Below are 26,683 nucleotides of genomic sequence, written 5' to 3' on the forward strand. Positions count from 1 at the left end.
TGCCCCATGGCCGCAATCACGTTGGATGGACAAGCGCTCGCCGACCGCATTAAGTCGGAGCTGGCCCAGCGCGTGGCCGACCTTGCCCGACCCGGCGTCCTGTCGCCCACGGGACGGCCTCCTGGGTTGGGGACGGTCCTCGTCGGTGATGACGGCCCCAGCGCCCGCTACGTGGCGGGGAAACACCAGGACTGTGCCGACATCGCCATGACGTCGGTTCACCGGCCCCTCCCGGCCGATGCCACGCAGGCGCAGCTGGAGGCGACGATCGCCGAGATGAACGCCGACGAACGGGTCGATGCCTTCATCGTCCAGTACCCCGTCCCCGCCGGGCTCAACTTCGAAGCGGCGATGCTGGCGATGGATCCGTCAAAGGATGCCGACGGTCTGCATCCGGTGAACCTGGGCAAGTTGGTGATGGGCGAGCGGGCGCCGCTGCCGTGCACCCCCCATGGCATCCTCAAGCTGTTGGCCGCCTACGGGGTCGAGCTGGCCGGTCGACACATGGTGATCGTCGGTCGCGGCCTGACGATCGGCAGGCCGTTGGCGCTGCTCGCAGCGTTGAAGCGCCCGGACGCCAACGCCGCTGTCACCGTCGTCCATACCGGGGTCGGCGATCTGGCCTCCTACACACGCCAGGCCGACGTGATCGTTGCCGCCGCCGGCGCCCCGGGCGTGATTACCGCCGACATGGTGCGCCCGGGAGCGGCCGTGGTGGCGGCAGGGGTGACGATGGACGGCCGCAGGGTGGTCTCCGACGTCGCCGACGAGGTCGCTGAGGTTGCCGGTTGGCTGTCGCCGCGTCTGGGAGGCGTGGGGCCGATGACCAGGGCGATGCTGCTGGCCAACACGGTCGAGGCCGCAGCGATGAGGGCCGGGTCGGCCTGAGCCGCCGGGGACCGGCCGGATTGACGTGGGGGTGAAGTACCCTTTGACGATGGCCTCAGGCAGTTCTTCCGTAACGAGTGCGTCGGGCTCCGACGCCGTGCCCCGGGCGATCCCGGCACGGCCCAAGCGTGCCGATCCCATGCACCGGGACGCACGCATCGACGACCTGCTCGCCGAAGGCCCGACCCTGTCACTCGAGTTTTTCCCTCCAAAGACCGATCGCGGTGTCGCCAACCTGCTCGAAACGATCGATGCCCTCGAGGATCTCGACCCCGACTTCGTGTCGGTCACCTACGGCGCCGGCGGGTCGACCAGAGACCGCACCCGCGACCTGGTGGTCACCGCCAACCGCGATCGGAACTTCCCCGTCATGGCCCACCTCACCTGCGTGGGGCACACCCGGGCCGAGCTCAGAGAGCTGCTCGAGGACTACGCCGCCAGCGGAGTGCGCAACATCTTGGCCCTCGCGGGAGATCCGCCGGCCGACGGCAGCCCGGCCGAGGGCGATTTTCAGTACGCCACCGAGCTGATCGAGCTGATCCGAGAGGTGGGCGACTTCTCGGTGGGCGTGGCCGCCCACCCGGAGACGCACCCGCGGTCGCCGGACCGTGCCAGTGACCGCGAGCACCTGGCCGCCAAGCTCGAGGTCGCCGACTTCGCCATCACCCAGTTCTTCTTCAGCGCGTCGGACTACTTCGACATGGTCGACGAGCTCGATGCCCTGGGCGTGAGCACGCCGATCGTTCCCGGGGTGATCCCGGTGACCAACCCGGCCTCGGTCGCCCGCTTCGCAGACATGGCCAATGCGGCGCGCCCGGCCGAACTCTGGGCCCGGTACGAGGCGGTCGCAGAAGACCCTGAGGCCCTGATGGCCACCGCAATCGAGGCCGCTGCGTCGCTGGCGACCGAGCTGCTCGAGGGTGGCGCCCCGGGCGTGCACCTTTATGCGCTCAACCGCGCCGAGGCCCCGCTGGGCGTCGGCGCCCGTCTCGGTTGGCGGGTGAGACAGCGCCTGGACGTCTCGTGATCCGCGGGGCGGTCCGTCGATGAGCGGCGACCCCATGCCCGATCGCAACCTCGACCTCCGGGACAAGCTGGCCTGGATGGTGGAGACCCAGGGCTACGCGGTCGAGCCGGTGAAGCCGATCAACGAGCCCGGCGTCGCCCACCCCGGATACACCTTCACCGTCGGCTTCGAGGCCACCTGGGGTCACCCGGAGGTCGTCATCTGGGGCCTGGCACCCTCGGCGGCGCGCGGGCTGCTCGACCTGGTGGCAGCCCAGGTGGCGGCAGGCATCGAGCTGCCGGTGGGAGCGGTCTTCGTTGGCCTGTTGGAGAACGACCTGCGCTCGGCCCTGCTCGCCGTCGACGTCGAACTCGGCGACGAGCGCTTTCCCGGCGCAGCGGTTTTTTATTCCGAACGGCCCTTCCGCATGCTGCAGTTCGTCTGGCCCGATCGGGCTGGGATGCTGCCGTGGGAAGAGGGCTACGACGAGCGCTTGCGCCTGGCCCACCCGGTGATCGGGCACTGGTGAGTGCCGGGCTGGGGTCGTGGGGTGCAGCGCCCCTGGGCATGGGGCCACTGGTTGACGGAATGACGCGAGGCGCTGGAGTGGCCGCCCGTTGGCTGACCCAACCCGCTCGCGGTGCGGTCGAGAGCCAGCTGCGTCAGGCCTTCGATTCCAACCGGTTTCCACTGGAGCGTTACGACCATCCACCAGGTGACCCCGGCTGGTTCGGTCCGGACAGCGTCACCTGGTGGGCTCACGCCGACCTGTCGATGGTGGTGGGCGGTTTTGGCTCGCTGATGTTGCAGGCGCTGCACCCGTTGGCGATGGCCGGGGTGGCGGAGCACTCCGACTTCAAGGAGCGTCCGTTCGAGCGGCTGTCGCGCACCGCCAGCTTTGTGGTCGCCACCACCTACGGCGACAGCGAGACCGCCGAGAAGCTGTGTCGCGTCGTTCGCCGTACCCATCGGCACATCACCGGCGTGGCGCCCGACGGGCGCCCCTACGACGCCAACGATCCGGCCCTGCTGCGCTGGGTGCACGTTGCGGAGGTGTCGATGTTCGTCGCTGCCAACGCCCACTTCGGGCGCCGGGTGATGACCGCAGCCGAGGTCGATTGTTACTACGACGAGATGGCGGTGGTCGCCGAGGCGCTCGGTGCCACCCGGGTGCCCCGTAGCGCCGCCGAGGTGGCCAGCTACTTCGTCGAGGTGCAACCCGAGCTGCGAGCCGGTGAGCAGGCCGAGGACACACTTCGGTTCCTGGCCAGTCCTCCCGAGGGCGACCGCTTGGCCCGCAGCGTGTCTGGCATGTTCAGCGCCGCAGCGTGGGGGTTGCTCCCCGCTTGGGGCTACGGGTTGTATCGCCGTCCGGGACCGGGCCCGGTCGAGCGCGCCACCGTTGCCGCGTCCACCCGGGCCATCCTCGCTGCGCTGGCGGCGGTCACCGGCGAGAACCCGGTGGTCCAGCAGGCGGCCGCACGGGCCCGAGCCACCCCGGCATCACACCAACTGTCCTCCACGTAGTGGCCACGGGCTCGGGGCCCGATGCGGCAGAGCTGCCAGCGTGCTGGGCCAATCGGCGCCACGCCCGGTAACGTGACCGGTCCAGTCGATGAGTGCGGGGCGCCGCGCCCCGCCGATCAAGGGGGCACTATGAAGCGCTACGAGCAGTTCTACATTGGGGGCGAGTGGGTCACGCCTGCGGGCACGGCGACCGAGGACGTTGTCAACCCGGCCACCGAAGAGATCATCGGCAGCGTTCCGATGGGTACCCCCGAGGACGTCGACCGCGCCGTGGCGGCAGCCCGTCAGGCATTTCCGTCGTGGTCGACCACGTCGGTCGACGTGCGGGCCAAGTACCTGCGCGACATCGGCGCCGCCCTCACCGCCCGCTACGACGAGCTGGTCGACACGATCTCGGCCGAGGTGGGCTCGCCCAAGGCGTTTGCCCAGATGGTGCAGGCCGGCCTGGCCGTCGGCGATTGGAACACCTACGCCGATCAGATCGAGGCCTTCGAGTGGGAGAAGGAGCTGGGCAACTCCCTCGTGGTGCGCGAGCCGATCGGTGTCGTCGCCGCCATCACCCCCTGGAACTACCCGCTGTATCTGATCGTCTGCAAGGTGGCCCCGGCCCTCGCCGCCGGGTGCACCGTCGTGCTCAAGCCATCCGAAGTGACGCCCTTCAACGCCTTCCTGCTCACCGAGGTGCTCGACGAGGTGGGCCTGCCCGCCGGCGTGTTCAACCTGGTGACCGGCACCGGCCCCGAGGTGGGCGGTGCCATGACAGCTCACCCCGACGTCGACATGGTCAGCTTCACCGGCTCGGGTCGGGCGGGTAAGGAGGTGTCCAAGTCGGCCGCCGACACGGTGAAGCGGGTCGAGCTCGAGTTGGGCGGCAAGTCGGCCAACATCGTGCTCGATGACGCCGACCCGGCCACCGTGGCCTTCGGTTCGGTGTTCGCCTGCATGCTCAACTCCGGTCAGACCTGCTCGGCACTGACCCGCCTGCTCGTGCCCGCCGACATGCACGACGAGATCGTCGACGCCGTCGTGGCGGAGGTGGCCCAGGCCAAGCTGGTCGACCCGACCGCCGACGAGCCCGACCTGTTCCACGCCTTCGGTCCGCTGGTGTCGGCCGCGCAGCGCGACAGGGTGCGCGACTACATCCAGAAGGGCATCGACGAGGGCGCCGACCTGGTGATCGGAGGCCCGGAGCAGCCCGAGGACCAGCCGCGCGGCTTCTACGTGAAGCCGACCGTGTTTGCCAACGTCGACCCCGACTCCACCATCGCCCAGGAGGAGATCTTTGGGCCGGTGCTGGCGGTGATTCCCTACACGGACGAGGACGATGCGATCCGCATCGCCAACAACACGATCTACGGCCTGGCCGGCGGCGTGCAGTCCGCCGACGTCGAGCGGGCTAAGTCGGTGGCCCGACGCATGCGCACCGGGCAGGTGGACATTAACGGTGGCGGCTTCAACGCAGCGGCCCCCTTTGGCGGTTATGGCCAGTCCGGCAACGGTCGCGAGCGGGGTGAGTGGGGCATCGACGGGTATCTCGAGACCAAGTCGATCCAGCTGTGACCCAGCGGTTGCCGCGGTGAGCGGAGGGTCGCCGGCCCCTCTCTCGCCAGATATGGGGCCGGCGGCCGATTCACCGCCCGAGGGCGCCGGCCTGGCGCGGTCGGGGCTGCGGTTGGTCGGCCGATTCGCCCGGATGGAACCGTGGCCGTTTGCGCTGGCCCTGTTCGGCGGCACCGCCTGGGCCGCCACCGTCGTGGGGTCAACCATCGTGATCGGCCAGGTGAACGACAAGGCGATCGTGCCGGTGCTGGCGGGGGAGAAAGGCCGCGGGGTGGCGCTGTGGGCGGCGCTGGCACTCCTGGCGGTCGGGGTGCTGCGCGGCGGCTCGGTGGTGCTGCGCCGCTGGTACGGCTCGGTGACCGAGGCACGGGTGCAGGCAGAGCTGCGGCGCCAGGTGGCCGACCGCGTGCTGGCCATGCCGCTGTCCGAGCATCGCAAACGTCCGACCGGCCAGCTGTTGGCGCTGGCCGACAGCGACGTCACCTTCTCTACTTGGGCGCTCATGCCGGTGCCACTCACGTTCGGGCTGGTGGCGCTGCTCGTGTTCTCGGTGATCAGCCTGTTGGTCGCCGACTGGACCTTTGCGCTGATCGCAGCGGTGCTGTTTCCCCTGTTGGTGTTGGTGAGCCGCTGGTTTTCGGCTCGCATGGTCGACCCGGCCACGCGATCCCAGGAGCAGGTGGCCCGGGTGTCGGGTATTGCCCACGAGAGCTTCGAGGGCGCCATGGTCGTCAAAACGCTGGGTCGAGAGGTTGCCGAATCGGGGCGCTTCGACGACGCCGCCGGTGCATTGCGCACCCAGCGGCTGCGGTTGGCCGCGCTGTCGTCGTCGTACCACCCGCTCGTCGATGCCCTGCCGCTGTTGGGCATGGTGGCGCTGATCGTCGTCGGCGGGTACCGCGTGCAGGCGGGCGCCGTCACCACGGGCGACGTGCTCGCTGCGGTCACCCTGTTCGGGTGGCTCAACTTTCCGGTGCGGGTGGCTGGGTTTTTGTTCGAGTCGATGCCGCGTTCGCTGGTGTCGATGGGGCGGATCGAGTCGCTTCTCGCCGTCGAGGATGGTGCCGATGCCGCCGCCGGCACCTGGGCTGGCGCTTACCCGCCGGAGTCGCTGCCCGGCTCACACCCCGACCGGCGGGTCGACCGGTTGCCCGCCGGGGCGCCGTCGGTCCGCTTCGAGGGCGTGAGCTTCGGCTTCGAGCCGGGACCCGACGTGCTCACCGACGTCGACCTCGAGGTCGCCTCCGGGGAGGTCGTCGCGCTGGTCGGAGCGACCGGAGCGGGCAAGTCCACGCTGTGCGAGCTGTTGGTGCGCCTCGACGAGCCGACCGCCGGGCGCATCGTTCTCGGCGGTGTCCCGCTGGACGACCTCACGCCCTCCGAGCTCCGCTCGACGGTGGCGCTGGTGTTTCAGGAGAGCTTCCTGTTTGCCACGTCGCTGCGCGACAACGTGGTGCTGGGGCGCGACCTGGACGATCGCGAGGTGCTCGACGTACTCGAGCGGGCTCGCGCGCGCCGCTTCGTCGAAGAGTTGCCCGATGGCCTCGAAACGATGATGGGGGAGCGGGGCGTCACCCTGAGCGGTGGGCAACGCCAGCGTGTCGCCCTCGCCAGGGCCTTGGTGCGCCGACCCCGGGTGCTGGTGCTCGACGATGCAACCTCGGCGGTGGATCCGGTGGTCGAGGCCGAGATCCTGGGTGGTCTCCGAGGTGGCGGCCATCGGGCCGACGCCGGCGTTATGACGGTGCTGGTCGTTGCGCACCGCCTATCGACGATCGCCTTGGCCGATCGCGTCGCCTTCATGGAGGCCGGCCGTATCGTGGCGGTCGGAACCCACACCCAGTTGCTCGATCACCCGGGCTATGAGGCGCTCGTCACCGCGTACGAGCGCGACGAGGTCGCGGTCGCCCCGGCAGGGGAGCTCCGATGAGTGATGCGGTCGCCCAGCTGGACGTCGACCCGTTCTCGGACGACCTTGTCGAGCGGCCGGGCGCGATGGCCCTACTGCGCGCTGGCGTGGCGGCGACGCCGGAGCTGCGGGCCGGTTTGGGCACGGCGATCGCCCTCTCGGTCGCCAACGCAGCTTGGCGACTGGTCGTGCCGATCGCCCTTCAGCAGGTGCTCGACCATGGCCTCAGCGGGTCGGGCGGCGTCGACATTCCGTTCGTGTTGTGGGCGAGTGCGGCTGCGGCCGTGGTCGTGGTCGTACTGACCGTCGTCGTGCAGCGTTTGACCATGGCCATGGCCCGAGTGGCTGAAGACGTGCTCTATGCACTGCGCACACGGACGTTTGCCCACGTGCACCGGCTGTCGATCGCCGCCCACGGCGAGTCGAAGACCGGCGTGCTGGTCAGCCGGGTCACCTCCGACATCGAAACCCTCGCCCAGTTCGCCACCTGGGGGGCGGTCAACTGGACCGTGTCGTCAGGCGTGCTCGTCGTCTCGCTGATCACGATGTTCATCTACTCGTGGCAGCTGGGCGTGCTGACGGTTGTCGTGCTCGCCCCAGTGGTGCCGATCATGATCGTCGTGCAGCGGCGCCAGCTCATCGCCTACGACACGTTGCGCAACCGGGTCGGTGACACGCTCGGGCGCATCGCCGAGACCGTGTCCGGCGTGCGCGTCATCCGGGCCTATCACCACTCCGAGAACGCCCGCGGCGACCTGCATGGTGCCATCGGCGAGCAACTGGCCGCGCAGCTGCGCGCCCGCTTCTTCTTCTCGATCATGTTCCCGATGTCGGACCTCTTCGGTGGGCTGCTGCTGGCGGTCATCGCCGGTGCGGGGTTGTACTTCGCCGGGTCGTGGGGCCTCACCGCCGGTGTGATCGTCGCCTGCCTGCTGCTGGCCAACCAGCTGGCCCAGCCGATCGCCGAGATCGGCGAGGTGCTCGACCAGACCCAGACAGCGCTGGCCGGTTGGGGCAAGATCCTCGGCCTGTTGGACCAGCCGATCGACGTCATCGAGCCCACCGCCGGGTTGGCGCTGCCCGAGGGCGCCCTCGGAGTCGCTGTGAACAACGTGACCTTTTCGTACCTGCCGGGCCAGCCGGTGCTGCACGACGTCTCGCTCGAGATTCCGGCCGGAACGACCGTAGCGATCGTCGGCGAGACCGGCTCGGGCAAGACCACCCTGTCCAAGTTGTTGTGTCGGCTGGCCGACCCGCAACTCGGTGGAGTGTTCCTCGGCGGTATCGACCTGCGCGACGTCGATCCCGCATCCCGGCACCGGGCGATCCGGCTCGTTCCCCAGGACGGGTTTCTCTTCGACGACACCGTGGCCGCCAACGTGGCGCTGGGGCGTCCCGGTGCCACCCGATCCGACGTCGAGGCGGCGTTCGCCGCCCTTGGCCTGACCGAGTGGGTGGCCCAGCTGCCCGACGGCGCCGAGACCGCCGTGGGCGAGCGCGGCGGTGCGCTGTCGGTGGGTGAACGCCAACTGGTCGCCTTGGCGCGGGCCCAGTTGGCCGATCCTGGGTTGTTGTTGTTGGACGAGGCGACCTCCAACGTCGACCCGGAAACCGAGCGGGTACTGGGCCGGGCCCTGGCCAGCCTGTCCAAAGGTCGGACGACGATCTCGGTGGCCCATCGCCTGTCGACCGCCGAGGCGGCCGAGCTGGTGGTCGTCTTCGACGCCGGCAGGATCGTCGAACTGGGAGCCCACGCCGAGCTGGCCGTCGCCGGCGGCGTCTATGAGCGCCTCTACGACAGCTGGGTCGGCAACACCCGATCGGGTACTGCGTAGCGCCTTCGGCCCTGACCCCTGTGCCGGTTCGGCTGGTCCTCGCTTCGCTGCGTCGCCGGGCCGGCGGCGCTTGAGGTGACTCGCTGCGCTCGCAACCTCGCCGCCGTCCGGTACAAAGGAGCGCCTTCGGCGTCGGCCGCTGCCTCGCCGTTCGGGTGGCGCCGGGTAGCGCCGGTAGGCTCGGCCGTCCATCCAAACGAAGCGACAAGCAGGAGCCTCACCGTGTCGACCAACGCCCCAGTTCGAGTAGCAGTCACCGGCGCGGCCGGGCAGATCGGGTACTCGTTGCTCTTCCGGATCGCATCCGGGGCCATGCTGGGCCCCGACCAGCCGGTGGCGTTGAACATGTTGGAGATCACCCCGGCCCTCGGCGCGCTCGAGGGCGTGGCGATGGAGCTGGATGACTGTGCCTTTCCGCTGCTGAGCGAGATGGTCCGCACCGATGACGCCGACGTGGCCTTCGGCGATGCCGACGTCGCGCTGCTCGTCGGCGCCATGCCCCGCAAAGCGGGCATGGAGCGCGGCGACCTGCTGGCGGCCAACGGCGGCATCTTCGGCCCGCAGGGCCAGGCGATCGGGCGTTCGGCCAAGGCCGACATCAAGGTGCTCGTCGTCGGCAACCCGGCCAACACGAACGCCCTGATCGCCCAGTCGGCCGCCGTCGGCATGGATCCCCGCCGCTTCACGGCGATGACCCGCCTCGATCACAACCGGGCGATGGCCCAGCTGTCGGCCAAAACCTCAACGCCGGTCACCGATATCGCCAAGCTGACGATCTGGGGCAACCACTCGAGCACCCAGTACCCCGACTTGAGCAACGCCACGGTTGGCGGCAAGTCCGCCCTTGAGACGATCGGCGATCAGGCATGGGTGGCCAACGAGTTCATCCCGACCGTCGCCAAGCGCGGCGCGGCGATCATCGATGCACGCGGCGCTTCCTCGGCCGCCTCGGCCGCCAGCGCGGCGATCGATCACATCCGCACCTGGACGATGGGCACCGATGACGGCAACTGGACCTCGATGGCCGTGCCCTCTGACGGCAGCTACGGAGTGGACGAGGGGCTGATCTCCTCGTTCCCGGTCACCTGCGCCGACGGCGACTACTCGATCGTTCAGGGTCTGGAGATCGACGACTTCTCCCGTGAGCGCATTGACGCTTCGGTCGCCGAGCTTCGTGAGGAGCGCGACGCCGTCGCCGAACTCGGTCTGCTCTAGAACATCGCCCGAGCGGCAGGTCGACGTGCGGCCCCCGGCACGTTGTACCCCACGGTCTGCGGTTTGCTTGGGCCGGCGCCGGGTACCCTGCCCCTATGACCGACGATCTGCCCTCCGACGAGCAGCTGTTGGCGCTGCTCGAGGCTGCCGATGTCCAGAGCCACCTGGCCGCCGGGGCATCGGACACCGACGGGTTGGCCGTCCAATACCGCATTGAACCCGGCGACCGACAGTGGTGGTGGAGCACCCGCAAGGGCTCGCCATCCACCGGCATCGGCCGGCTCGACGATCCCGATGTGGTCGTCACCTGCGACCCGGCGACGGCGCGAGGACTGCTCGATGGCACGCTGGAGGTGTCGCGTGCATTTCTGCTCGGCAGGCTGCGGGTCGACGGCGAGCTGGGCTTGGCGCTTCCCCAGGCGGCTGCGCACCGACCGGCGGCCACGCCTCCAGGGCGGCGAGGCTGAGCACGGTGAGCGCCCGGAAGCTCCAGCGCCGGTCCATCGTTCCCGGGTGCGTCCGTGCCTGAGCTTCCCGAGCTGGAGGCCCACGCCGGGAGATTGCGCGACGGTTGGGCGGGGCACACGCTGAGCGGGTTCCGGCCGTTCAGCTTCGCCGTGATGAAGACGGTGATACCCGATCCCAACGAGGGGGTCGGCCGTCCGCTGAGCACGGTGGGGCGGCGCGGAAAGTATCTGATCGCCAACTTCGACGGCGTGGTGTTCGTCGTCCACCTGATGCAGGGAGGGCGGTTGCGGGCGACGGCGCCGGCCAGCGGCCCCAAGGCGCCCCGGGGCGCGCTGGCCCGGTGGGGCTTCGACGGGGCGGACGACTGGACCTTGACCGAGGCCGGCAAGGAACGCCGGGTGGGGGTGTGGGTGTTCGACCGCCGCAACGGGCCCTCGACCGCCGAGGCGGAGCTGTTCGCCGACCTGGGGCCCGACGCCGACACGTTGGACGCCCGCGGGCTGGGCGAGCGCCTGCGAAGCCGGTCCGGTCGGCTGCACAACGTGCTCCGCGACCAACGGGTGGTGGCGGGCCTCGGCCGACGGCTGGCGAACGACCTGTGCCACGTTGCCCGGCTGTCGCCGTTTGCCCCCACCGGCAGGCTGACCGACGACGAGGTGAAGCGGGTGCACCTCGCGCTCGGCGACCTGCTCCAGCGCGATCTCGCCTTCGAGGTCACCCAAGCGGAGCTGGTCAACACGGCGAAGCGGCCCACCAACGTGCACCGTCGCGCCGGTGAGCCGTGCCCGACGTGCGGGGAGCCGATCCGCGAGGTCGCCTACCGGTCCTATGTGGTCAACTACTGCCCGACCTGCCAAACCGATGGCAGGATCCTGGCCGACAACACGACCAGCAAGTTCTTGAAGTAGGCGATCTTTCACCAAACGACTGCGCCCGATGCGGGTGCGGCACCGACGTCCGAGGGGGACACTATGGCAGCGGTCGACGCCACCGACGAGGCCCGACACGTTCACAGCGACGAAGAACTGTGGAACGAGTCGTATTACTACGACTTCTTTGCTCCGGACGGCAGCTTGGGCGGCTACCTGCGCATCGGTTTCATCCCCAACCTGAACCGAGTTTGGTACTGGGCGTGCGCGGTGGGCCCCGATCGGCAGCTGGTCACCGTCGTCGACAACGAGGTGCCGCTTCCCACCGATCCGCGGTCACTCGAGCTGCGCACCGATGCGCTGTGGGCCGACCACACGGTCGAGGATCCGTTGGTTCACGCCACATGCAACCTGGAGGCGTTTGGTTTGCGGGTGGATGATCCGGCGGAGATGTACCGCCCCGAACCCAGGGGCGAGCGGGTGGCCTTCGGGTTTGAGCTCGACTGGGAGACCAACGGCGAGGCCTACATGTGGCCGCCGATCACGCCCCGTTACGAGATCCCCTGCACGGTCCATGGTCGCGTGCTGATCGGATCCGAGGAGTTCGAGGTGGATGGCTTCGGCCAGCGCGATCACTCCTGGGGGGCCTCGCGGGACTGGTGGGCCAACACCTGGTGCTGGAACGCCGGTCGCCTCGAGGACAACACCCGCTTTCACTCCACCGGGGCCCTCATCCCCGACAGCGATTTTGGGGTCGGGTACGTGATCGACCCCGATGACCAACTGGTCGAGGTCGACAGCGTGCGGGTGGCAACCGAGATGGGACGGGAAGGGCTGCCCGAGTCGGCCGAGCTGGCGGTGGGCGAACTTGAACTCGATGTCGAACCGCTGGCGTTCTCCCCGGTGCTCCTCACCCACCCTGACGGCCGCGAGGACAGGTTTCCCCGTGCGCTGGCGCGGTTTACCTCAGCCGACGAGCGGCAGGGCTACGGCTGGATCGAGTGGAATCAGCCACCGGCCGGTTGAGCTTCCCCGAGCGCTGGGCGCCGGGGGGTGTCAGCCGACGCCGCACACCTCCGAGAGGCGTGTGGTGAGGTTGTCCAAGGCGTCGGTGTACGCCTTGTTGGCGGCGGCACCCGGGTTGATCTGGCCACCTTCGGCGGTGTCCCGGGCAACCTGGGCAACGATGTCGATGTCCTTGGTCGAGGCTGGTCCGAATGCTTTCTTGAGGGTGGTGACATCCTGGTCGATGTTGTCGATCGATGACACCCCGAGCGCCCCGAGGCTGAGCCTCGTCAGCGCAGCGCCGGCGTCGACGCACCCGCCCAGCCCATCGGGGATCGTCAGGTCGACCCCTTCGGGCAGGGTGAGCTCGGTTCCGTCGGGCAGGGTGATTCCGGTGGGGATGGTCATGCCGGTCGGTGCGCTGGTGGAGGAGGCCACACTCCCGTCGACACCGCCGGAGGGTTCAGTGGTGGTCGAACTGGTGGATGACGTGGTGGTGGTCGAATCACCCCCGGTCGCCTCCGTGGTGCGCGTCGGTTGCGACGAGGTGGTCGTCGTATCCCCTGCCTGAGAGAGGTCGTTGCCGCATCCCGCCATCAAGGCGAGAGCTGCCACGGCGAGGCCGACCCCCAAACGGGTTCGTAGCGGGAGAGTGGGTTTGGTTGCGTTCACGGTGCTCCTCGTCGCTGGGGTCGCGAAGGTCAACCGTAATTCGTCGCCGCGCCGAGACGCCGTGACGGGTGAGCGCCGGGTCGGCCGGCGACTCGCTGATTGGGGGCTGCGGGCGATCACGGGCCGCTAAGGTGATTTCACATCCGAGTGGGGAACTTTCGATTCCCGGGGGCTCAGGTGACGATCACCCGATCGACGGCCCGCTCGTGTCGCAGGGGAGAAGCTCATGGTGAATCGGGGACGAATCCTGGCAGCGGTTTCGATGGCCGGGGTGGTCATGCTGGGTGCCGGGGCGTGCGGCAACGACACCGACGCAAAGTCGGAGTCGACACCGACGACGCCGACGACGCTGACCACCGACACGACTGGGGCCTCCAACGAGTCGGCGGACACCACGACGACTGCGGTGTCGGGAGCGACCGACGAGGTCTCGGGCACGGGCTATTACGGCGGCTTTAGCTTCGAGCTCTCCGAATCGGAGGTCGTTGTCGAGGAGGGTGTCGATGCGGAGTTGTCGATCAGCGTCGACGTGAAGAACCTGCGCGAGTCGGGTTCTCAGGTGTTCAGCCCGCCGGTGTCGATCGAGGACGATGCAGGCACGGGCGTGAGCGGATCGGCCGACAGCGATTCGATTCCCGGAGGCTCATCGGGCAAGGCGACCTTTGTCTTCAGCTCCAGCGACGGCTTCGACGACCTTGAGGGGTGGACGCTGCTCGTGGGCGACAGCGGGGAGGCTCGTGTGGAGCTTCCGCTGGACGGGAGCGATCAGGTCAGCCGGACTCCGGTGGAGCTCGAGCCGAGCGACGCCGAACTGAGCGTCGACGACGTGGACATCACGTTCGTCTCCCTCGAAGCCCAGTGGAGCGACTCCGATGGCTACCAGGTGGGCAAGGATGAAGTTGCCGTCATGCTCGAAGCGTCGGCAACCAACAACACCGACAGCCAAACCTGTGTGCGCGACGCAGTGAGCTTTGTCAGTCCGGACGGCGACACGACCGCTGCCTACGGGGTTGGTGACTGTGAGCCGGCGGGTGAATCATCGAAAGGGCTCATGTTCAGCGCGGTGATCGAGCAACCCGAGGCCGGAGAGTGGACGCTGAAGGTCGTCGGTGAATGGGGAACCGACGGGGCAGAAGCGAGCGGCGAGGTCACCTTCGAGCTCACTGAGGAGGACCTCTCCGGCACGATGGGCAGCGATTCCGGTGAGGATGAGTCGGACACCTCGGGGTCCTCGACCACGACCGCCAAGGACGATGAGGCAACCTCCACCACCGAGGGCGGCGAGAAGTCAACGACCACCGAGGGCTGAGCCCCCCCGGAGCGATAATGAGCCTGCCGGCTGAACCGAGCTGGCCGGCGTCACCGACCTTGCCGAATGAACCGACCTTGCCGGCTGACCCAAGCTTGGCGCTCTAACCGACCTTGCGCTCGCCGAGGCGGCGGCGGTTGGTCCACTGCGCCTTGACGTAGTCACGGTTCATCATGGCGATGAAGTCGATCGAGATCTCCTTGGGGCACGCCTCGCCGCACTCGCCGTAGTTGCGGCACGAGCCGAAGTACTCGTCCATCTTCTCGACCATGGCGATCGAGCGGTCCCAGCGTTCTGCCTGGCCCTGGGGCAGCAGGTTGAGGTGCTGCATCTTGGCCGACGTGAACAGGCTGGCGGCCGAGTTGGGGCAGGCGGCGACGCAGGCGCCACAGCCGATGCATGCGGCGGCGTCCATGGCCGCCTCGGCCGCATCCTTGGCGATGGGGATCAGGTTGGCGTCAGGCGTGCCGCCGGTGGTGACGTCGATGTAGCCGCCGGCCTCGACGATCCGGTCGAACGTCGCCCGGTTGACCATCAGGTCTTTGATGACGGGGAAGGCCGCCGAGCGGAACGGCTCGATGATGATCTCGTCACCGTCGGTGAACTGGCGCATGTGCAGCTGGCAGGTGGCGGTCGCCTTCTGCGGGCCGTGCGCCTGACCATTGATCATGACGCCGCACGTGCCGCAGATGCCCTCGCGGCAGTCGTGGTCGAACACGATGGGTTCCTGATCGTGGTCGATCAGGTCCTCGTTGACGTAGTCGAGCATCTCGAGGAACGAGGCGTCGTCGGCCACCTTGGTGGTGTACGTCGCAAACTCGCCGGTGCTCTCGGGGCCTGCTTGGCGCCATACCTTGAGGGTGAGGTTGAGCATTTCGGTCATCGTCGGGGTCCGTTCTCGGTGCTCAGTGACCGGTCGTCGGTAAGCATCTACTTGTAGGAGCGCTGGGAGGGCGTCACGTCTTCGAAGACGAGCGGTTCCTTGTTCAGCACGGTGTCCTGGGCGATGTTCGGGCCGCCGTACTCCCAGGCAGAGACGTATTGGAAGTTGACGTCGTCGCGGAGCGCCTCGCCCTCGGGCGTCTGGGATTCCTCCCGGAAGTGGCCGCCGCAGCTTTCAACGCGATCGAGTGCGTCCTTGGCCTGCAGTTCCGCCAACTCCATGAAGTCGATCACCCGCAATGCCTTCTCCAGGCTCTGGTTGACCCCCTCGGCGGTGCCGAGGATCTTCACGTTGTTCCAGAACTCCTCGCGCAGTGCGGGGATCTCGGCCAGCGCCTTCTCCAGGCCGGCCTCGTTGCGGCTCATGCCGATGTAGTCCCAGACCAGCTTGCCCAGCTCGCGGTGATAGTGATCGACAGACTTGGTGCCGTTGGTCGACATCAGGTGATCGATGCGGCCCTGCAACTCGGCCTCGGCCCGGTCGAACGCGGGGTCGTCGGTGGACAGCGGGTCGCTGCCCAGCTTGGGGGCCAGGTAGTTGGCCACCGTGGGCGGGGCGACGAAGTAGCCGTCGGACAGGCCCTGCATGAGGGCGGAGGCCCCCAGCCGATTGGCGCCGTGGTCGGAGAAGTTGGCCTCGCCCAGCGCAAACAGCCCGGGGATGGTGGTCTCCAGGTTGTAGTCCACCCACAGGCCACCCATCGTGTAGTGGGTGGCGGGGTAGATGCGCATCGGAACCTCGTAGGGGTTCTCGCCGGTGATGCGCTCGTACATCTCAAAGAGGTTGCCGTAGCGCTCGGCGATGAGGTCCTTGCCCAGGCGCTCGATGGCGCTGGCGAAGTCGAGGTACACGCCGTTGTGCAGCGGGCCGACGCCGCGGCCACTGTCGACAGCCGTCTTGGCGTTGCGAGAGGCGATGTCCCGGGGCACCAGGTTGCCGAACGCCGGGTACTTGCGCTCGAGGTAGTAGTCGCGCCGCTCCTCCGGGATCTGCGCCGGGGGCGTGTCGACGTCGTCGACCGACTCCGGCACCCAGATGCGGCCGTCGTTGCGCAGCGACTCCGACATGAGGGTGAGCTTGGACTGGAACTCATCCGACGGCGGGATGCAGGTGGGGTGGATCTGGGTGTAGCAGGGGTTGGCGAACGCTGCGCCCCGCTTGTGGGCACGCCAGGCCGCCGTTGCGTTGGAGTTCATGGCGTTGGTCGAGAGGAAGTACGTGTTGGAGTAGCCGCCGGTGGCCAGCACGACCGCATGGGCCGAGTGCCGGGTCAGCTCACCGGAGATCAGGTCCCGGGCGATGATGCCCGCCGCAGTGCCCTCGTCGTCGAGGACGAGATCGAGCATCTCGGTGCGGTTGTGCAGGGTGCACGTGCCCGCCTCGATTTGATGGGCCAGGGCCTGATAGGCGCCGAGTAGCAGTTGCTGACCGGTCTGACCGCGGGCGTAAAAGGTGCGGCTCACCTGTGCGCCGCCGAAAGAGCGGTTGGCCAGCAGGCCGCCGTACTCGCGGGCGAAGGGCACTCCCTGGGCGACGCACTGGTCGATGATGTTCGACGACACCTGGGCCAGCCGGTAGGTGTTGGCCTCGCGGCTACGGAAGTCGCCGCCCTTGATCGTGTCGTAATACAGCCGGTACACCGAGTCGCCGTCGGCCTGGTAGTTCTTGGAGGCGTTGATGCCGCCCTGTGCTGCGATCGAGTGCGCACGGCGGGGGCTGTCGTGGAAGGTGAAGACCTGCACGTCGTAGCCGAGTGCGCCCAGCGTTGCGGCGCAGGCGCCGCCGGCTAGCCCGGTGCCCACCACGATCACCTTGAACTTGCGGCGGTTGCTGGGGTTCACCAGCTTCATGTTGAAGAGGTGGTTGTCCCACTTGTCGGCCAGCGGGCCTTCGGGGATTTTCGCGTCGAGCGAGATGGTCATGTGGCTCTCCCTACGAGACGATGCCGGTCATGGCGGCCAGCGGCATGATGGTGTTGCCCACGCCGATCAGCACGGCCAGGCCGATGGCGAAATAGCGCCGGGCGACGTTGTACTTGGGGCTGTTGAGGCCGAGGCTCTGAAACATCGACCAGGCACCGTGGTAGAGGTGCACGGCCAGCAGCAGGTTGGCGACGATGTAGAAGATCGCCACCGGCGGGCGGCTCATCGACGCAACGAAGTTTTCGTACGGCATGCCCCGTTGCCAGCCGTTTCCGGCGGCGCCGCCGACGCCCCAGGTGAGGTCGGCCAGGTGGAACAGGAGGTAGAACAACACGATGGTGCCGGAGACGGCCATGGTGCGGTTGGCGTAGTTGACCGCTACGAACTGGCGCTTGGACTCGTAGTGGACCGGGCGGGCCCGCTTGTTGATCACGACCAGGCGATAGGCAGCCAGGATGTGGACGAGGAAGGCGCCGATCAGCCCGAGGCGCATGATCCACAGAAACACGGTCCTTGGGAGGATCGGATACAACAGTTCCCTCAGGAACTCGCCGTAATGGTTGATCGCCTCGGCCCCGAGGAACATCTTCCAGTTGCCGATCATGTGAAAGACGATGAAGCCGATCAACATGACGCCGGACAGGGCCATCGCCCACTTCATGCCGACCGTCGTGTCGAGGAAGCGAATGGGCCAGGGAAGGTTGCGGCGCGTGGGGCGCTGCGACTCGGGTTCCTGGGCTCCTGGTCGACCTTGGACCACCTGCGCCATGGATTGGGCCTCCGGTTGCGTCGGTCAAGCCGACTCGAATGTGTGAACGAGCAAGACGGTGGCGGAGCCAGACGTCGGTGGCCAACCTACTCGTCGGGGATCGAGAGCGACCAGAAGGCCACACCCGCTGCGTCGTCGGTCAGCACGTAGCGCCACGCCGTCGGAGGTCGCGAGTTGTCCTCGGCCCCGGCGATCAGGGTCAGCTCGAGCGACAACGACCCTTCCAGCGGCCGAACGAGGGGCAGGGTGGCGATCGTGGCCGACCCGGCCGTGGGGACGGGCCCGGAGAATGTCCACGAGTGGACACGTTCTGCCCACCGCACCGTGGCGACCACCCGTGCTGTGTCGGCGTCCGCGCCCGTGTCGCCGTCCATCCAGTCCCGGCACAACCACAGGTTGACGGCAAACCCGCGGCCGGGGCGCAGGTGCGGTGGCGGGGGCTCGGGGAGGACGGTGACCGGTGCCCAGGCCGGATCGCTGGGCTGCTCGGGCCAGGGCGCGCTGAACCCACGCCCGGGCCGTCCCGCCATCCGCCGTACGGTCGCGATCACGTTGGACGGCACGGGCTCCTGGGGTGGAACTCGGTTGGTCGCCCCGGTCGTCGGCGCTGCTGTGTCGTCGGCGCTGGTCGACCGCACCCATGCCAGCGTCGTGGGCCACCGTCGGTGGCGCCGGGCCAGCAGCGCCGCCGCAGCTCCAGGTGCCAGATCGGGCCAAGAGGAGACCCCGGTGCCTGCCAACCGTTCCAGGAACGACCGTCGGCGGTACCGGTGCTCCTCGTCCATTACCCGCAGCCCTGCCGAGGTGGCCGCATTCCTGACGATCGTCGGAATGGCGCCCGAGGGGGCGCGCACCGCGTTGGCGCCGAGGTCGACCGCCCGCCGGGCCACGGTCTGGGCCTGCGCAGTCGTGGCAACGCTCAGGTCGTCGGCGTCGAGTTCGACGCAGCGCAGATACACCGCCTCAGTGTCGTCAGTAGACCCACACCGTTGTGCCGATGCGGCCCCAAGCTGTGCCCCAGAGGAAGTCGATCTCCGGGTTGGTCAGCCGTACGCATCCGTGGCTGGCGGCGTAGGCGGGAACCGACGGCGAGCCGTGGAGGGCGATGCCACCGTTGAAATACTTCGGACGCCACAGCTTGCCGAGCGGTGAGACTCGTAGGCCGTTGATTTGACGGAAAATGCGGTATTTGCCACGGGGCGTGCGGTGGCTGGCATCGCCGGTCGACGCATTGAACACGGAATGGACGTAGCCACCGTCGACCAGCAGCACGACCTGGCGGGCCAGGTCGACCTCGATCACCCGGCCCGAGCGGCTGCGGGCGTTGGGACGACCGACCAGGTTGATGTGGCGCAGGGTTTGGGGTCCGGCGACCCCGTCTCGCCCTAGACCGTAGAACTTCTGGAACGCCATGACGGCGTGGTAGGTGTTGGACCCGTAGGAGCCGTCGGCCGACACAAAAAAGCCGAGTTGGCCAAGTCGGGATTGCATCGACTTGACCGCAGCGCCTCTCGAGCCGCTGCGCAGCGTCTGGCCGGTGGGCACGGGGGTGGTGTTGCAACCGCACGAGGCGCCCAGCGTCGCCATGACCAGCATGGCGATGAGGAGACGGGTCCTGCCGGTGGTCCGTCGCTTCATCGAATTAGACGCTGAATGTGTAGCCACGATCACTCTCCGTGAGGTTCCGCTCGGTGTGCTGTGATTTCGTTCTGAGATTGCTAACAGATTTTAGGCGAAATTGCACTCATCGGCATGGCGGCTTGATCGCTCTCTGCCGGTCGGTCCGGCCAAGGCCGACCCTTTTCTCCGTCTTCGTCCGGACGCGGGCTCGTCCTCGGCCCATCGCGGGATACCTTGCCCGGGTGACCGCACACGATTCCCCCTCCGAGACCACGGCCGCATCGGCCGACGCAGATCACCGGGTTCCAACACCTCCTGACACCCTGCCGGCCACGCTGGGTGAGCTGTTGGCCTCTGGCTGGACGTCTCGCAGCGTGGTCGATGAACTGCGGGCCAATGCCATCGCCAAGCTTCGTTCGGGCGAGACGTTGGTGCCCGGCGTGATCGGCTACGACGACACGGTGCTGCCGCAGCTCACCAACGCGCTGCTGGCCGGTCATGATCTGATCCTGCTCGGGGAGCGCGGTCAGGCCAAGACCCGCATCATCCGGGCACTCGTCGAGCTGCTCGACGAATGGCTCCCCGCCGTGGCGGGCTCCGAACTTGCCGACGACCCGACCGCCCCGATCAGCCCCGGTGCGATCGCCGCCGTGGCCGAGGGGGGCGACGACACCCCGCTGGAGTGGTTGCACCGCTCGCAGCGGTACGCCGAGAAGCTGGCGACGCCCGACACCTCGATTGCGGACCTGATCGGGGAGGTCGACCCGATCAAGGTGGCCGAAGGTCGGCACCTCGACGATGAGGGCACCATTCACTTCGGCTTGGTGCCTCGCGCCAACCGCGGCATCTTCGCCATGAACGAGCTGCCGGATCTGTCCGAACGCATCCAGGTGGGCCTGTTGAACATCCTCGAGGAGCGAGACGTACAAATCCGTGGCTACCGGATCCGGCTGCCGGTCGACGTCATGTTGGTCGCCTCGGCCAACCCGGAGGACTACACCAACCGCGGTCGGCTGATCACCCCGCTCAAGGACCGCTTCGGTGCCCAGATCCGCACCCACTACCCACTCGAGGTGGCCACCGAGGTGGAGATTCTCGACCAGGAAGTCACCGTGCCTCAGGTCGAGGGCGTGTCGATCGGGATGCCGCGACCGATGGCCGATGTGGTGGCCACATTCTCCCATCTGGCCCGGCAGAGCTCACAGATCTCGCAGCGATCCGGCGTGTCGGTGCGCCTCAGCGTGACCAACGCCGAGACGATGACCGCCAACGCGGTGCGACGCGCCCTGCGCCTTGGCGAGAGCGAGGCCGCTCCCAGGGTGTGCGATCTCGAATCCCTGCCCGCCTCGACGATGGGCAAGCTCGAGATCGAGAGCCTGGAGGAGGGCCGAGAGGGCCAGATCGTGGGCCAGCTTATGAACCACGCCGTGCTGGCCGTGTTCCGCGAGCTGGTCAGCCCCGGGGATCTAGGACGGGTTGTCGACGAAATCGAACAGCACGGCGCCGTCGAGGTTGGCGACGACGTGACCTTGGTCGAGTTCACCGAGCTGCTCTCCGGGGCCCCGGAGCTCACCAAGGTGGCCTCATCGGTGGCGGGCGACGCCGCGACGGCGGCCGAGTTGGCTTCCGCCGCCGAGCTGGTGCTCGAAGGCCTGCACCTGTCCAAGCGGCTCAATAAGGACGCGATGGGCGCCGCCACCACCTACTCGGGCCGCCGCTGATGGGCATCTCGTGACCTCTCGGCTGCGGTACTCACCATGGGACGGCACCCAGGTGGTCTTCGACGTCGATGCCCTCGACGTCATGGAGGAACTGACCGACGACCTGCTGTACTCCGGCGACGTCAACGCTGCCCTTCGTCGCCTGCTGCAGGAGGGCATGACCGATCGTGACGGCCGACGCCTGGAGGGCCTGACCGACCTGATCGAACGCCTTCGGGAGCGGCGCGAGGAGCTGCTGGCCAACTCCGACCTCGGCTCGGCGGTCGAGGGCATCGGTCAGGAGCTGACCGAGATCACCGACATGGAGCGGGCCGAGATGGACTGCCAGGAGGCAGCGGCGCGGGCCTCGGGCGACGAGGAGTGGGCCCGGTCGGCCCAGGAGTCCTTCACCAACAAGCGTTTTGACCTCGACCTGATGCCGCCGGACCTGGCCGGGCAGATGAAGGCGCTCGATCGTTACGACTTCACCTCCGACGAGGCCGCCGAGCGCTTCGAGGCGCTCACCGAGAGGCTTCGGGGCCAGCTGCTCGACCAGGCGTTTAATCAGATGTCGGGGGCGATGGCAAACCTCAGCCCCGAGGAACTCGCTCGCAACCGCGACATGATGGCCGAGCTGAACTCGATGCTCGAGGCCCGCTCCGAGGGGCGCGAGCCCGACTTCGAGGGTTTCATGGAGCGGTTCGGCGACATGTTTCCCGAAAACCCCCAGGACCTGGACGAGCTGCTTGAAGCGCTGGCCCGTCGCATGGCCGCCACCCAGGCCCTGATGAACTCGCTGTCGCCCGAGCAACGCGCTGAGCTGGCGGCGCTGTCCGAGCAGATCATGTCCGACTTGGGTCTCAACTTCGAGATGTCCCGCCTGGCCGACAACCTGCGTCAGATGTTCCCGGACGCCGGCTGGTCGGCCCGCTACGACACCTCCGGGTTCGATCCGCTCGATCTGGCCCAGGCGTCAGAGCTGATGAGCGAGCTGGGCGACCTCGACTCGTTGCAGGGCTTGCTGCGCTCCGCGGCCACGCCGGGAGCGCTTGGCGAGGTCGATCTCGACCGGCTGTCCGAGCTGATGGGCCCCGAGGCCGCGGAGCAGGTCGAGCGGCTGGCCGAGCTGACCCGCCAGCTGCAGGAGGCGGGCCTGATCGACACCAAGGAAGGCCGCCTCGAGCTGACCCCGGCCGGTCTGCGGCGGCTGGGCCAGAATGCCCTGGCCCAGGTGTTCCGTCAGCTGCGCAACGATCAGCTCGGCACCCACGATCATCCAGATATCGGGGTTGGCCACGAGCCGGCCTACGTCACCCGCCCGTGGGAGTGGGGCGACCCGTTTCGGGTGGACCTGCACGCCACGGTCCGCAATGCCGTGCTGAGGGAGGCCGCCGAGGGCCGGCGACCGACCGGTCGGGTATCGCTGTCTCCCGACGATTTCGAGATCGCCGAAACCGAGCACCAGGTGCGGGCCGCCACCGTCTTGATGCTCGACCTGTCGTTGTCGATGCCGATGCGGGACTACTTCCTGCCGGCCAAGCGGGTGGCGATGGCGCTGCACGGGCTGATCACCATGCAGTTTCCCCGCGACTACTTGGGCATCGTCGGGTTCTCCGAGGTCGCCCGGGTGCTGCGAGCGGACCAATTGCCCGAGGCCAGCTGGGACTACGTCTACGGCACCAACATGGCCCACGGCTTCCAGCTGGCCCGCGAGCTGCTGGCCCATGAGCAGGGCACCAAACAGATCCTGATGGTGACCGACGGCGAACCAACCGCTCACATCGGGCCCTCCGGCGAGCCCCAGTTTCAATATCCCCCCAGCCAGGCGACGATCGACGCCACATTGACCGAGGTTGGCCGGTGCACCCGTGCGGGCATCCGCATCAACACCTTCATGCTCGAACCCGATGGGGGCCTGGCGCGCTTCGTCGAGCGGCTCACCCAGATCAACGGCGGTCGGGCGTTCTTCGCCGACCCCCAGAACCTTGGCGAGTTCGTACTCGTCGACTTCGTCGAACAGCGCCGCAAGCTGCTCCGCCAGCGCTGAGGCGAAGCTTCCGGTCCCGATCCGCGTCCTCGACCCGGGTCTTTCGACTCGGACGTTTCGGTCGACGGATGTGCAGATTTTCAGCCGAAGAATCAACTCGGCGTTGCAAAGAGGGGCCCGCAGCGGTCAGAATAAATCACACTGCTGTAATTACAAGCGTGTCTCGCTGGAGGTTGGTGCGAAGGCGCCGAGCGATGACGGAGCCTCAGGGAGGCATCGTCGGTCGCATCGGAGCCGGTGCCCCACCGCTGGGGGGAGAGGCAGGCTGGAGGCCCCGAACCAATGGATGACGACGCGACCGACGAGACTGAGGAGGCCAGCTGGCAGCTGGAAGCCAACTGTCTCGGTGTAGACCCTGATTTGTTCTTTCCGGAACGGGGGGCCTCCACCAAGGAGGCCAAGGCGGTGTGCAAAGGCTGCGTGGTGCGGGAGGACTGCCTGGAGTTTGCCCTGCAGAACGGGGAGAAGTTCGGAATCTGGGGTGGGTTGAGCGAGCGCGAACGGCGTCGCATCCGACGCCAGCGTGCACTGGAACGCGCGGCCAAGCGGGACGATTCCCAAACCGCCTAGCTCGTTGAGCCGGGGGTGGCGACCAGCTCGGACGGTGTGACGATCAGGTGCATCGGCACGTCCCAGCGCTGCACTTCGAGATGCTCGACCAGTTGGAACTGGTGAGCGACCCCGACCAGAAGCGGGGTGCTGGCGTTGGGGCGGTCGCCGGCCGTCCCACCCAAACCGGCGAGTAGGCGGTCGTACCAACCACCCCCGCTGCCCAAGCGGTTGCCGGCGGGATCGAAGGCCACGCCGGGCACGAGGATCAGCCCGTGGTCGCTCGGCTCCACCTCGGTTGCGTCTGCGACGGGGTAGCGCAGCGTTCCCCAAGCTGTCGCCAGGGGGGCACCGGGATTCCAGCCCAGCATCCGGGGGCGGGCCGCCGGATGGCCAGGCAGGGTCAGGCCGTTCGGCCCGTCCATCAACGTGGGGCCACCCCCGGGGTGGGGACCGACCACCTGAGGCGGGCGCACGTCGGGCTCGCCTCGGACCGGCCAGTACAGGCCGATCGGTCCGGCTTGGGCCGCTCGCCGCACCCGCAGGTCGTCGGCCAGGCGGCCCAAGATGCTTGACGAGGCGACGCTGACCGCCGCCTCGGACAACGCTCGGCGTCGTCCCAGAAGACGGGCCCGGAGGGCTTGTGTTTCCGTCTCTGGAGGCACCCCGGCGGGAGGCTCCGATGCCGCTCGGCGCTGATTCATGGGTACCATGGTCGCATGGGTAATGAATGGATATTCGTGATTTTGATTGCGCTGGTGGTCATCGGCGGCTCTCAGATCCCCAAGTTGGCTCGCAACCTGGGCCGCGCACAGAACGAGTTCAAGGCCGGCTTGGAGGAGGGCAAGGCTTCAACGCCCCCGCCGGATCCGGCTCAGCCCACCCAGGCACCAACCCCTCCTGCCGCAAAGCGGGACGAGCCGACGGTCGACTGAACTTCACGACGCCCCGAGCTGTGCAGCTTGGGACGGTGAGCAGTTGCGAAGCGCTCGGATGGGCGCGGCCCTGTCGGCAGCGGAGGTCTCACGCTGCCGACGGCCAACATTGGGGGGTGGTCAGGGGTGGGGGTTTGGTGCGTGGATGAGGGGTCAGGCGCTCAGCCGACCGAAACCGGGCTGGTCACGGAACGGCGCTTGAGTATGCGGCGGCGCTCACGCTCGGACGTGCCACCCCAAACTCCGTGGTCGACCCGGTTGACCAAGGCGTACTCCAAGCACACCTCTCGAACCGGGCAGTCGACGCACACCTTTTTGGCGACTTCGACACCGACACCATCGCTGGGGAAGAACAGGCCGGGCGGTTGCTCGACGCAGTTGCCTTCGTCCATCCATTCGCTATCCATCATGGACTTCATGCCTCCTACAACTAGCAGCCCAGGGTTTTGTTCCCAAACGTCGCCGCTGAGAGCGCACTTGGTCTGAGAGCGGGCACAGACAGGCCGAGCGGGGCCACTCCGATCGGGTGGGGGCGGTTGGTAGGGACGGGCCGCAGCCTGCATGCTGGGGGTCTCATGGAATCCGAGAGTGTTCACCCCGGGGCTGGCGGCCTGACGTCTTCGGGCAACGAGGCAGGGCGCGACGGGTCCCCCCTTCCCCATTTCTCGCCCGCCGGAACGCCTCCTCGACCCGGAGCAACCGAGGCCGAGGCCAAGTCGCCCCCCATCTTTGTCGGGGCTCCGTTGGGCGGCTCGCCCGCCGCTCCCTCGGGTGGCGAACCGCAGGGCTCCGACCGGCGGGGCGGCGGCGCCGGTCACTGGCGAAGCGCCGTGATCGGTGGGGTCGTCGGCGCATTGGTGACCTCGATGGTTGTCGGTGCGTTGCTGGTGTTGGCGCCGCGCCGGGAGATCACCGAGATCCGGCCGAGCGACGAGCTGCGGCGCGAGGCCCTCGACATCGGAACCCTGCTCGAGCTGGTTCGCCCCAGCGTCGTGGCGGTCAACACCGGTGAGCAGACCGGCGACGGGATGTTTGCCAGCGCAGGTTCGGGTGTCGTGCTGTCGGATGAGGGCCTGGTGCTCACCAACGCCCACGTCGTCTCGGGTGCGCAGTCGATCAGCGTCGACCTGTTCGACGGGCGCACCCGCCCGGCCAAGCTGGTCGGGAGTTTCCCCGAGCGCGATGTTGCGGTGATCCAGCTGCAGGACCTTGAGAAGCCGGTCGTTCCCGTCGAGCTGGGGCGCTCCTCCGACCTCAAGGTGGGCGACCAGGTTGTGGCGATCGGCAACGCCCTCGGCCTCGGGGAGGATCCCAGCGTCACCTCCGGCATCGTGTCGGCCACCGGCCGCAGCATCCCGGGCCCAAGCGGTCAGCTCGTCGACCTGATCCAGACCGACGCCGCGATCAACCCCGGGAACTCCGGTGGACCGTTGGTCGACGTTTCGGGCCGTCTGGTCGGCATCAACACCGCATTCGCAGCCAACAGCCAGAACATCAGCTTCGCCCTGGAGATCGACTCGGTGATGCCCTTCGTCGAGGACATCGAATCCGGCGACAGCCCGGTGACGGCGGACAGCCCATTCCTGGGCGTCCGCACCCAGGACGTCGAGGCCCTGCCCGCCGACGTGAAGACCAACTTCGACGTCCAGGTTGACGCCGGCGCCTTCGTCGCCAGCGTCGTGCCCGACTCCGGCGCTGCGGACGGAGGACTGCAGAAGGGCGACGTCATCGTCGAGATCGACGGTCGAACCGTGACCTCGTCCCAACAGGTCGGCGACCTGGTGGCGGCATCGAAGCCCGGTACCGAGCTGTCCGTCGTCTTCCTGCGATCGGGCGCCCGCCAGAGCATCGATGCCACCGTCGGACGGGTGGGCGGCTGAACAGCGGCTGAAAGCGTCGCTTGGGCGACGTGGTGCGAGAGTACGGCGTGAGCCG

Annotated in this window: 26 protein-coding genes; 18 read left to right on the forward strand and 8 right to left on the reverse strand. The window is 68.1% G+C overall.

Features of this window, described 5'->3' with window-relative positions; translation table 11 throughout:
* The first annotated feature begins 6 nt into the window (after nucleotides 1–6).
* From IPN02_11265 to IPN02_11315, 11 genes are all read left to right on the forward strand, one after another.
* Nucleotides 7–888, forward strand: a complete 882-nt coding sequence (locus tag IPN02_11265; protein MBK9297388.1) for a bifunctional 5,10-methylenetetrahydrofolate dehydrogenase/5,10-methenyltetrahydrofolate cyclohydrolase — start codon at nucleotides 7–9, stop codon at nucleotides 886–888.
* A gap of 139 nt (nucleotides 889–1,027) precedes the next feature.
* On the forward strand, nucleotides 1,028–1,915 hold the full coding sequence (locus IPN02_11270) for a methylenetetrahydrofolate reductase (protein MBK9297389.1): 888 nt from the start codon (nucleotides 1,028–1,030) through the stop codon (nucleotides 1,913–1,915).
* A 19-nt stretch (nucleotides 1,916–1,934) separates the two neighbouring features.
* A complete protein-coding gene (locus IPN02_11275) occupies nucleotides 1,935–2,423 on the forward strand; it encodes a DUF4262 domain-containing protein (GenBank protein MBK9297390.1) in 489 nt (162 codons plus the stop codon).
* 77 nt (nucleotides 2,424–2,500) lie between these two features.
* The gene (locus tag IPN02_11280) at nucleotides 2,501–3,421 is read left to right on the forward strand and encodes a DUF2236 domain-containing protein (GenBank protein MBK9297391.1); all 921 of its coding nucleotides are present in this window, start codon (nucleotides 2,501–2,503) and stop codon (nucleotides 3,419–3,421) included.
* Between the two features lie 129 nt (nucleotides 3,422–3,550).
* Nucleotides 3,551–4,981, forward strand: a complete 1,431-nt coding sequence (locus tag IPN02_11285; GenBank protein MBK9297392.1) for an aldehyde dehydrogenase family protein — start codon at nucleotides 3,551–3,553, stop codon at nucleotides 4,979–4,981.
* Between the two features lie 133 nt (nucleotides 4,982–5,114).
* A complete protein-coding gene (locus IPN02_11290; protein ID MBK9297393.1) occupies nucleotides 5,115–6,911 on the forward strand; it encodes an ABC transporter ATP-binding protein in 1,797 nt (598 codons plus the stop codon).
* Nucleotides 6,908–8,725, forward strand: a complete 1,818-nt coding sequence (locus IPN02_11295; protein MBK9297394.1) for an ABC transporter ATP-binding protein — start codon at nucleotides 6,908–6,910, stop codon at nucleotides 8,723–8,725. The genes IPN02_11290 and IPN02_11295 overlap by 4 nt, the downstream gene beginning before the upstream one ends.
* A 222-nt stretch (nucleotides 8,726–8,947) precedes the next feature.
* Nucleotides 8,948–9,940, forward strand: coding sequence for a malate dehydrogenase (locus tag IPN02_11300; GenBank protein ID MBK9297395.1), 993 nt, complete (start codon nucleotides 8,948–8,950; stop codon nucleotides 9,938–9,940).
* Between the two features lie 95 nt (nucleotides 9,941–10,035).
* Nucleotides 10,036–10,407, forward strand: a complete 372-nt coding sequence (locus IPN02_11305) for an SCP2 sterol-binding domain-containing protein (protein MBK9297396.1) — start codon at nucleotides 10,036–10,038, stop codon at nucleotides 10,405–10,407.
* Between the two features lie 54 nt (nucleotides 10,408–10,461).
* A complete protein-coding gene (locus tag IPN02_11310) occupies nucleotides 10,462–11,316 on the forward strand; it encodes an Fpg/Nei family DNA glycosylase (protein ID MBK9297397.1) in 855 nt (284 codons plus the stop codon).
* A gap of 63 nt (nucleotides 11,317–11,379) precedes the next feature.
* Nucleotides 11,380–12,303 (forward strand): hypothetical protein, encoded by a 924-nt coding sequence (locus IPN02_11315; GenBank protein ID MBK9297398.1) that lies wholly within the window; start codon nucleotides 11,380–11,382, stop codon nucleotides 12,301–12,303.
* A gap of 30 nt (nucleotides 12,304–12,333) precedes the next feature.
* Here the strand turns inward: IPN02_11315 and IPN02_11320 are convergent, their stop codons facing one another.
* Complete coding sequence (locus IPN02_11320; protein MBK9297399.1) at nucleotides 12,334–12,690, reverse strand: hypothetical protein; 357 nt, start codon at nucleotides 12,688–12,690, stop codon at nucleotides 12,334–12,336.
* Between IPN02_11320 and IPN02_11325 the strand changes: the two genes are divergently transcribed.
* Nucleotides 12,677–12,853, forward strand: coding sequence for a hypothetical protein (locus tag IPN02_11325; GenBank protein MBK9297400.1), 177 nt, complete (start codon nucleotides 12,677–12,679; stop codon nucleotides 12,851–12,853). The two genes, IPN02_11320 and IPN02_11325, sit on opposite strands and share 14 nt — an antisense overlap.
* 327 nt (nucleotides 12,854–13,180) lie before the next feature.
* Entirely contained in the window at nucleotides 13,181–14,263 is a 1,083-nt protein-coding gene (locus IPN02_11330; protein ID MBK9297401.1) for a hypothetical protein, read from the forward strand.
* A gap of 103 nt (nucleotides 14,264–14,366) precedes the next feature.
* On the opposite strand, the gene IPN02_11335 is transcribed toward IPN02_11330, so the two are convergent.
* From IPN02_11335 to IPN02_11355, 5 genes are all read right to left on the reverse strand, one after another.
* Nucleotides 14,367–15,146, reverse strand: a complete 780-nt coding sequence (locus tag IPN02_11335) for a succinate dehydrogenase/fumarate reductase iron-sulfur subunit (protein ID MBK9297402.1) — start codon at nucleotides 15,144–15,146, stop codon at nucleotides 14,367–14,369.
* Between the two features lie 47 nt (nucleotides 15,147–15,193).
* On the reverse strand, nucleotides 15,194–17,122 hold the full coding sequence (locus IPN02_11340; protein MBK9297403.1) for a fumarate reductase/succinate dehydrogenase flavoprotein subunit: 1,929 nt from the start codon (nucleotides 17,120–17,122) through the stop codon (nucleotides 15,194–15,196).
* Between the two features lie 16 nt (nucleotides 17,123–17,138).
* A complete protein-coding gene (locus IPN02_11345) occupies nucleotides 17,139–17,897 on the reverse strand; it encodes a succinate dehydrogenase cytochrome b subunit (protein MBK9297404.1) in 759 nt (252 codons plus the stop codon).
* A gap of 86 nt (nucleotides 17,898–17,983) precedes the next feature.
* The gene (locus IPN02_11350) at nucleotides 17,984–18,856 is read right to left on the reverse strand and encodes a hypothetical protein (GenBank protein ID MBK9297405.1); all 873 of its coding nucleotides are present in this window, start codon (nucleotides 18,854–18,856) and stop codon (nucleotides 17,984–17,986) included.
* Nucleotides 18,857–18,869: 13 nt separating this feature from the next.
* Nucleotides 18,870–19,442: a murein L,D-transpeptidase gene (locus IPN02_11355; protein ID MBK9297406.1), complete on the reverse strand. Its 573-nt coding sequence runs from the start codon at nucleotides 19,440–19,442 to the stop codon at nucleotides 18,870–18,872.
* A gap of 296 nt (nucleotides 19,443–19,738) precedes the next feature.
* Here IPN02_11355 and IPN02_11360 point away from each other — a divergent pair, with 296 nt between their 5' ends.
* The 3 genes from IPN02_11360 (at nucleotide 19,739) to IPN02_11370 (ending at nucleotide 23,834) form a co-directional block, all read left to right on the forward strand.
* Complete coding sequence (locus tag IPN02_11360; GenBank protein MBK9297407.1) at nucleotides 19,739–21,238, forward strand: sigma 54-interacting transcriptional regulator; 1,500 nt, start codon at nucleotides 19,739–19,741, stop codon at nucleotides 21,236–21,238.
* 10 nt (nucleotides 21,239–21,248) lie between these two features.
* On the forward strand, nucleotides 21,249–23,264 hold the full coding sequence (locus IPN02_11365) for a hypothetical protein (GenBank protein MBK9297408.1): 2,016 nt from the start codon (nucleotides 21,249–21,251) through the stop codon (nucleotides 23,262–23,264).
* A gap of 282 nt (nucleotides 23,265–23,546) precedes the next feature.
* Entirely contained in the window at nucleotides 23,547–23,834 is a 288-nt protein-coding gene (locus tag IPN02_11370) for a WhiB family transcriptional regulator (protein ID MBK9297409.1), read from the forward strand.
* Here the strand turns inward: IPN02_11370 and IPN02_11375 are convergent.
* Nucleotides 23,831–24,517 carry a hypothetical protein gene (locus IPN02_11375; GenBank protein ID MBK9297410.1) on the reverse strand — a complete coding sequence of 229 codons (687 nt, stop codon included), beginning with the start codon at nucleotides 24,515–24,517 and terminating at the stop codon, nucleotides 23,831–23,833. The genes IPN02_11370 and IPN02_11375 overlap by 4 nt on opposite strands.
* Before the next feature lie 15 nt (nucleotides 24,518–24,532).
* On the opposite strand from IPN02_11375, the gene IPN02_11380 reads away from it, so the two are divergent.
* A complete protein-coding gene (locus tag IPN02_11380; GenBank protein ID MBK9297411.1) occupies nucleotides 24,533–24,748 on the forward strand; it encodes a twin-arginine translocase TatA/TatE family subunit in 216 nt (71 codons plus the stop codon).
* A 161-nt stretch (nucleotides 24,749–24,909) separates the two neighbouring features.
* On the opposite strand, the gene IPN02_11385 is transcribed toward IPN02_11380, so the two are convergent.
* Nucleotides 24,910–25,140 carry a WhiB family transcriptional regulator gene (locus IPN02_11385; GenBank protein ID MBK9297412.1) on the reverse strand — a complete coding sequence of 77 codons (231 nt, stop codon included), beginning with the start codon at nucleotides 25,138–25,140 and terminating at the stop codon, nucleotides 24,910–24,912.
* A 183-nt stretch (nucleotides 25,141–25,323) separates the two neighbouring features.
* On the opposite strand from IPN02_11385, the gene IPN02_11390 reads away from it, so the two are divergent.
* Nucleotides 25,324–26,628, forward strand: a complete 1,305-nt coding sequence (locus IPN02_11390) for a trypsin-like peptidase domain-containing protein (GenBank protein ID MBK9297413.1) — start codon at nucleotides 25,324–25,326, stop codon at nucleotides 26,626–26,628.
* Nucleotides 26,629–26,683: the final 55 nt, after the last annotated feature.

The sequence above is a fragment of the Candidatus Microthrix subdominans genome (assembly GCA_016719385.1).
Taxonomy (GTDB): domain Bacteria; phylum Actinomycetota; class Acidimicrobiia; order Acidimicrobiales; family Microtrichaceae; genus Microthrix; species Microthrix subdominans.

Bases quoted from the DNA above. Each gene is read 5' to 3' on its own strand.
- IPN02_11265 (MBK9297388.1), top strand. From the start codon at position 7: ATGGCCGCAATCACGTTGGATGGACAAGCGCTCGCCGACCGCATTAAG.
- IPN02_11270 (MBK9297389.1), top strand. From the start codon at position 1,028: ATGCACCGGGACGCACGCATCGACGACCTGCTCGCCGAAGGCCCGACC.
- IPN02_11275 (MBK9297390.1), top strand. From the start codon at position 1,935: ATGAGCGGCGACCCCATGCCCGATCGCAACCTCGACCTCCGGGACAAG.
- IPN02_11285 (MBK9297392.1), top strand. From the start codon at position 3,551: ATGAAGCGCTACGAGCAGTTCTACATTGGGGGCGAGTGGGTCACGCCT.
- IPN02_11290 (MBK9297393.1), top strand. From the start codon at position 5,115: ATGGAACCGTGGCCGTTTGCGCTGGCCCTGTTCGGCGGCACCGCCTGG.
- IPN02_11295 (MBK9297394.1), top strand. From the start codon at position 6,908: ATGAGTGATGCGGTCGCCCAGCTGGACGTCGACCCGTTCTCGGACGAC.
- IPN02_11305 (MBK9297396.1), top strand. From the start codon at position 10,036: ATGACCGACGATCTGCCCTCCGACGAGCAGCTGTTGGCGCTGCTCGAG.
- IPN02_11315 (MBK9297398.1), top strand. From the start codon at position 11,380: ATGGCAGCGGTCGACGCCACCGACGAGGCCCGACACGTTCACAGCGAC.
- IPN02_11320 (MBK9297399.1), bottom strand. From the start codon at position 12,690: ATGACCATCCCCACCGGAATCACCCTGCCCGACGGAACCGAGCTCACC.
- IPN02_11330 (MBK9297401.1), top strand. From the start codon at position 13,181: ATGGTGAATCGGGGACGAATCCTGGCAGCGGTTTCGATGGCCGGGGTG.
- IPN02_11335 (MBK9297402.1), bottom strand. From the start codon at position 15,146: ATGACCGAAATGCTCAACCTCACCCTCAAGGTATGGCGCCAAGCAGGC.
- IPN02_11345 (MBK9297404.1), bottom strand. From the start codon at position 17,897: ATGGCGCAGGTGGTCCAAGGTCGACCAGGAGCCCAGGAACCCGAGTCG.
- IPN02_11370 (MBK9297409.1), top strand. From the start codon at position 23,547: ATGGATGACGACGCGACCGACGAGACTGAGGAGGCCAGCTGGCAGCTG.
- IPN02_11375 (MBK9297410.1), bottom strand. From the start codon at position 24,517: ATGAATCAGCGCCGAGCGGCATCGGAGCCTCCCGCCGGGGTGCCTCCA.
- IPN02_11380 (MBK9297411.1), top strand. From the start codon at position 24,533: ATGGGTAATGAATGGATATTCGTGATTTTGATTGCGCTGGTGGTCATC.
- IPN02_11385 (MBK9297412.1), bottom strand. From the start codon at position 25,140: ATGGACGAAGGCAACTGCGTCGAGCAACCGCCCGGCCTGTTCTTCCCC.
- IPN02_11390 (MBK9297413.1), top strand. From the start codon at position 25,324: ATGGAATCCGAGAGTGTTCACCCCGGGGCTGGCGGCCTGACGTCTTCG.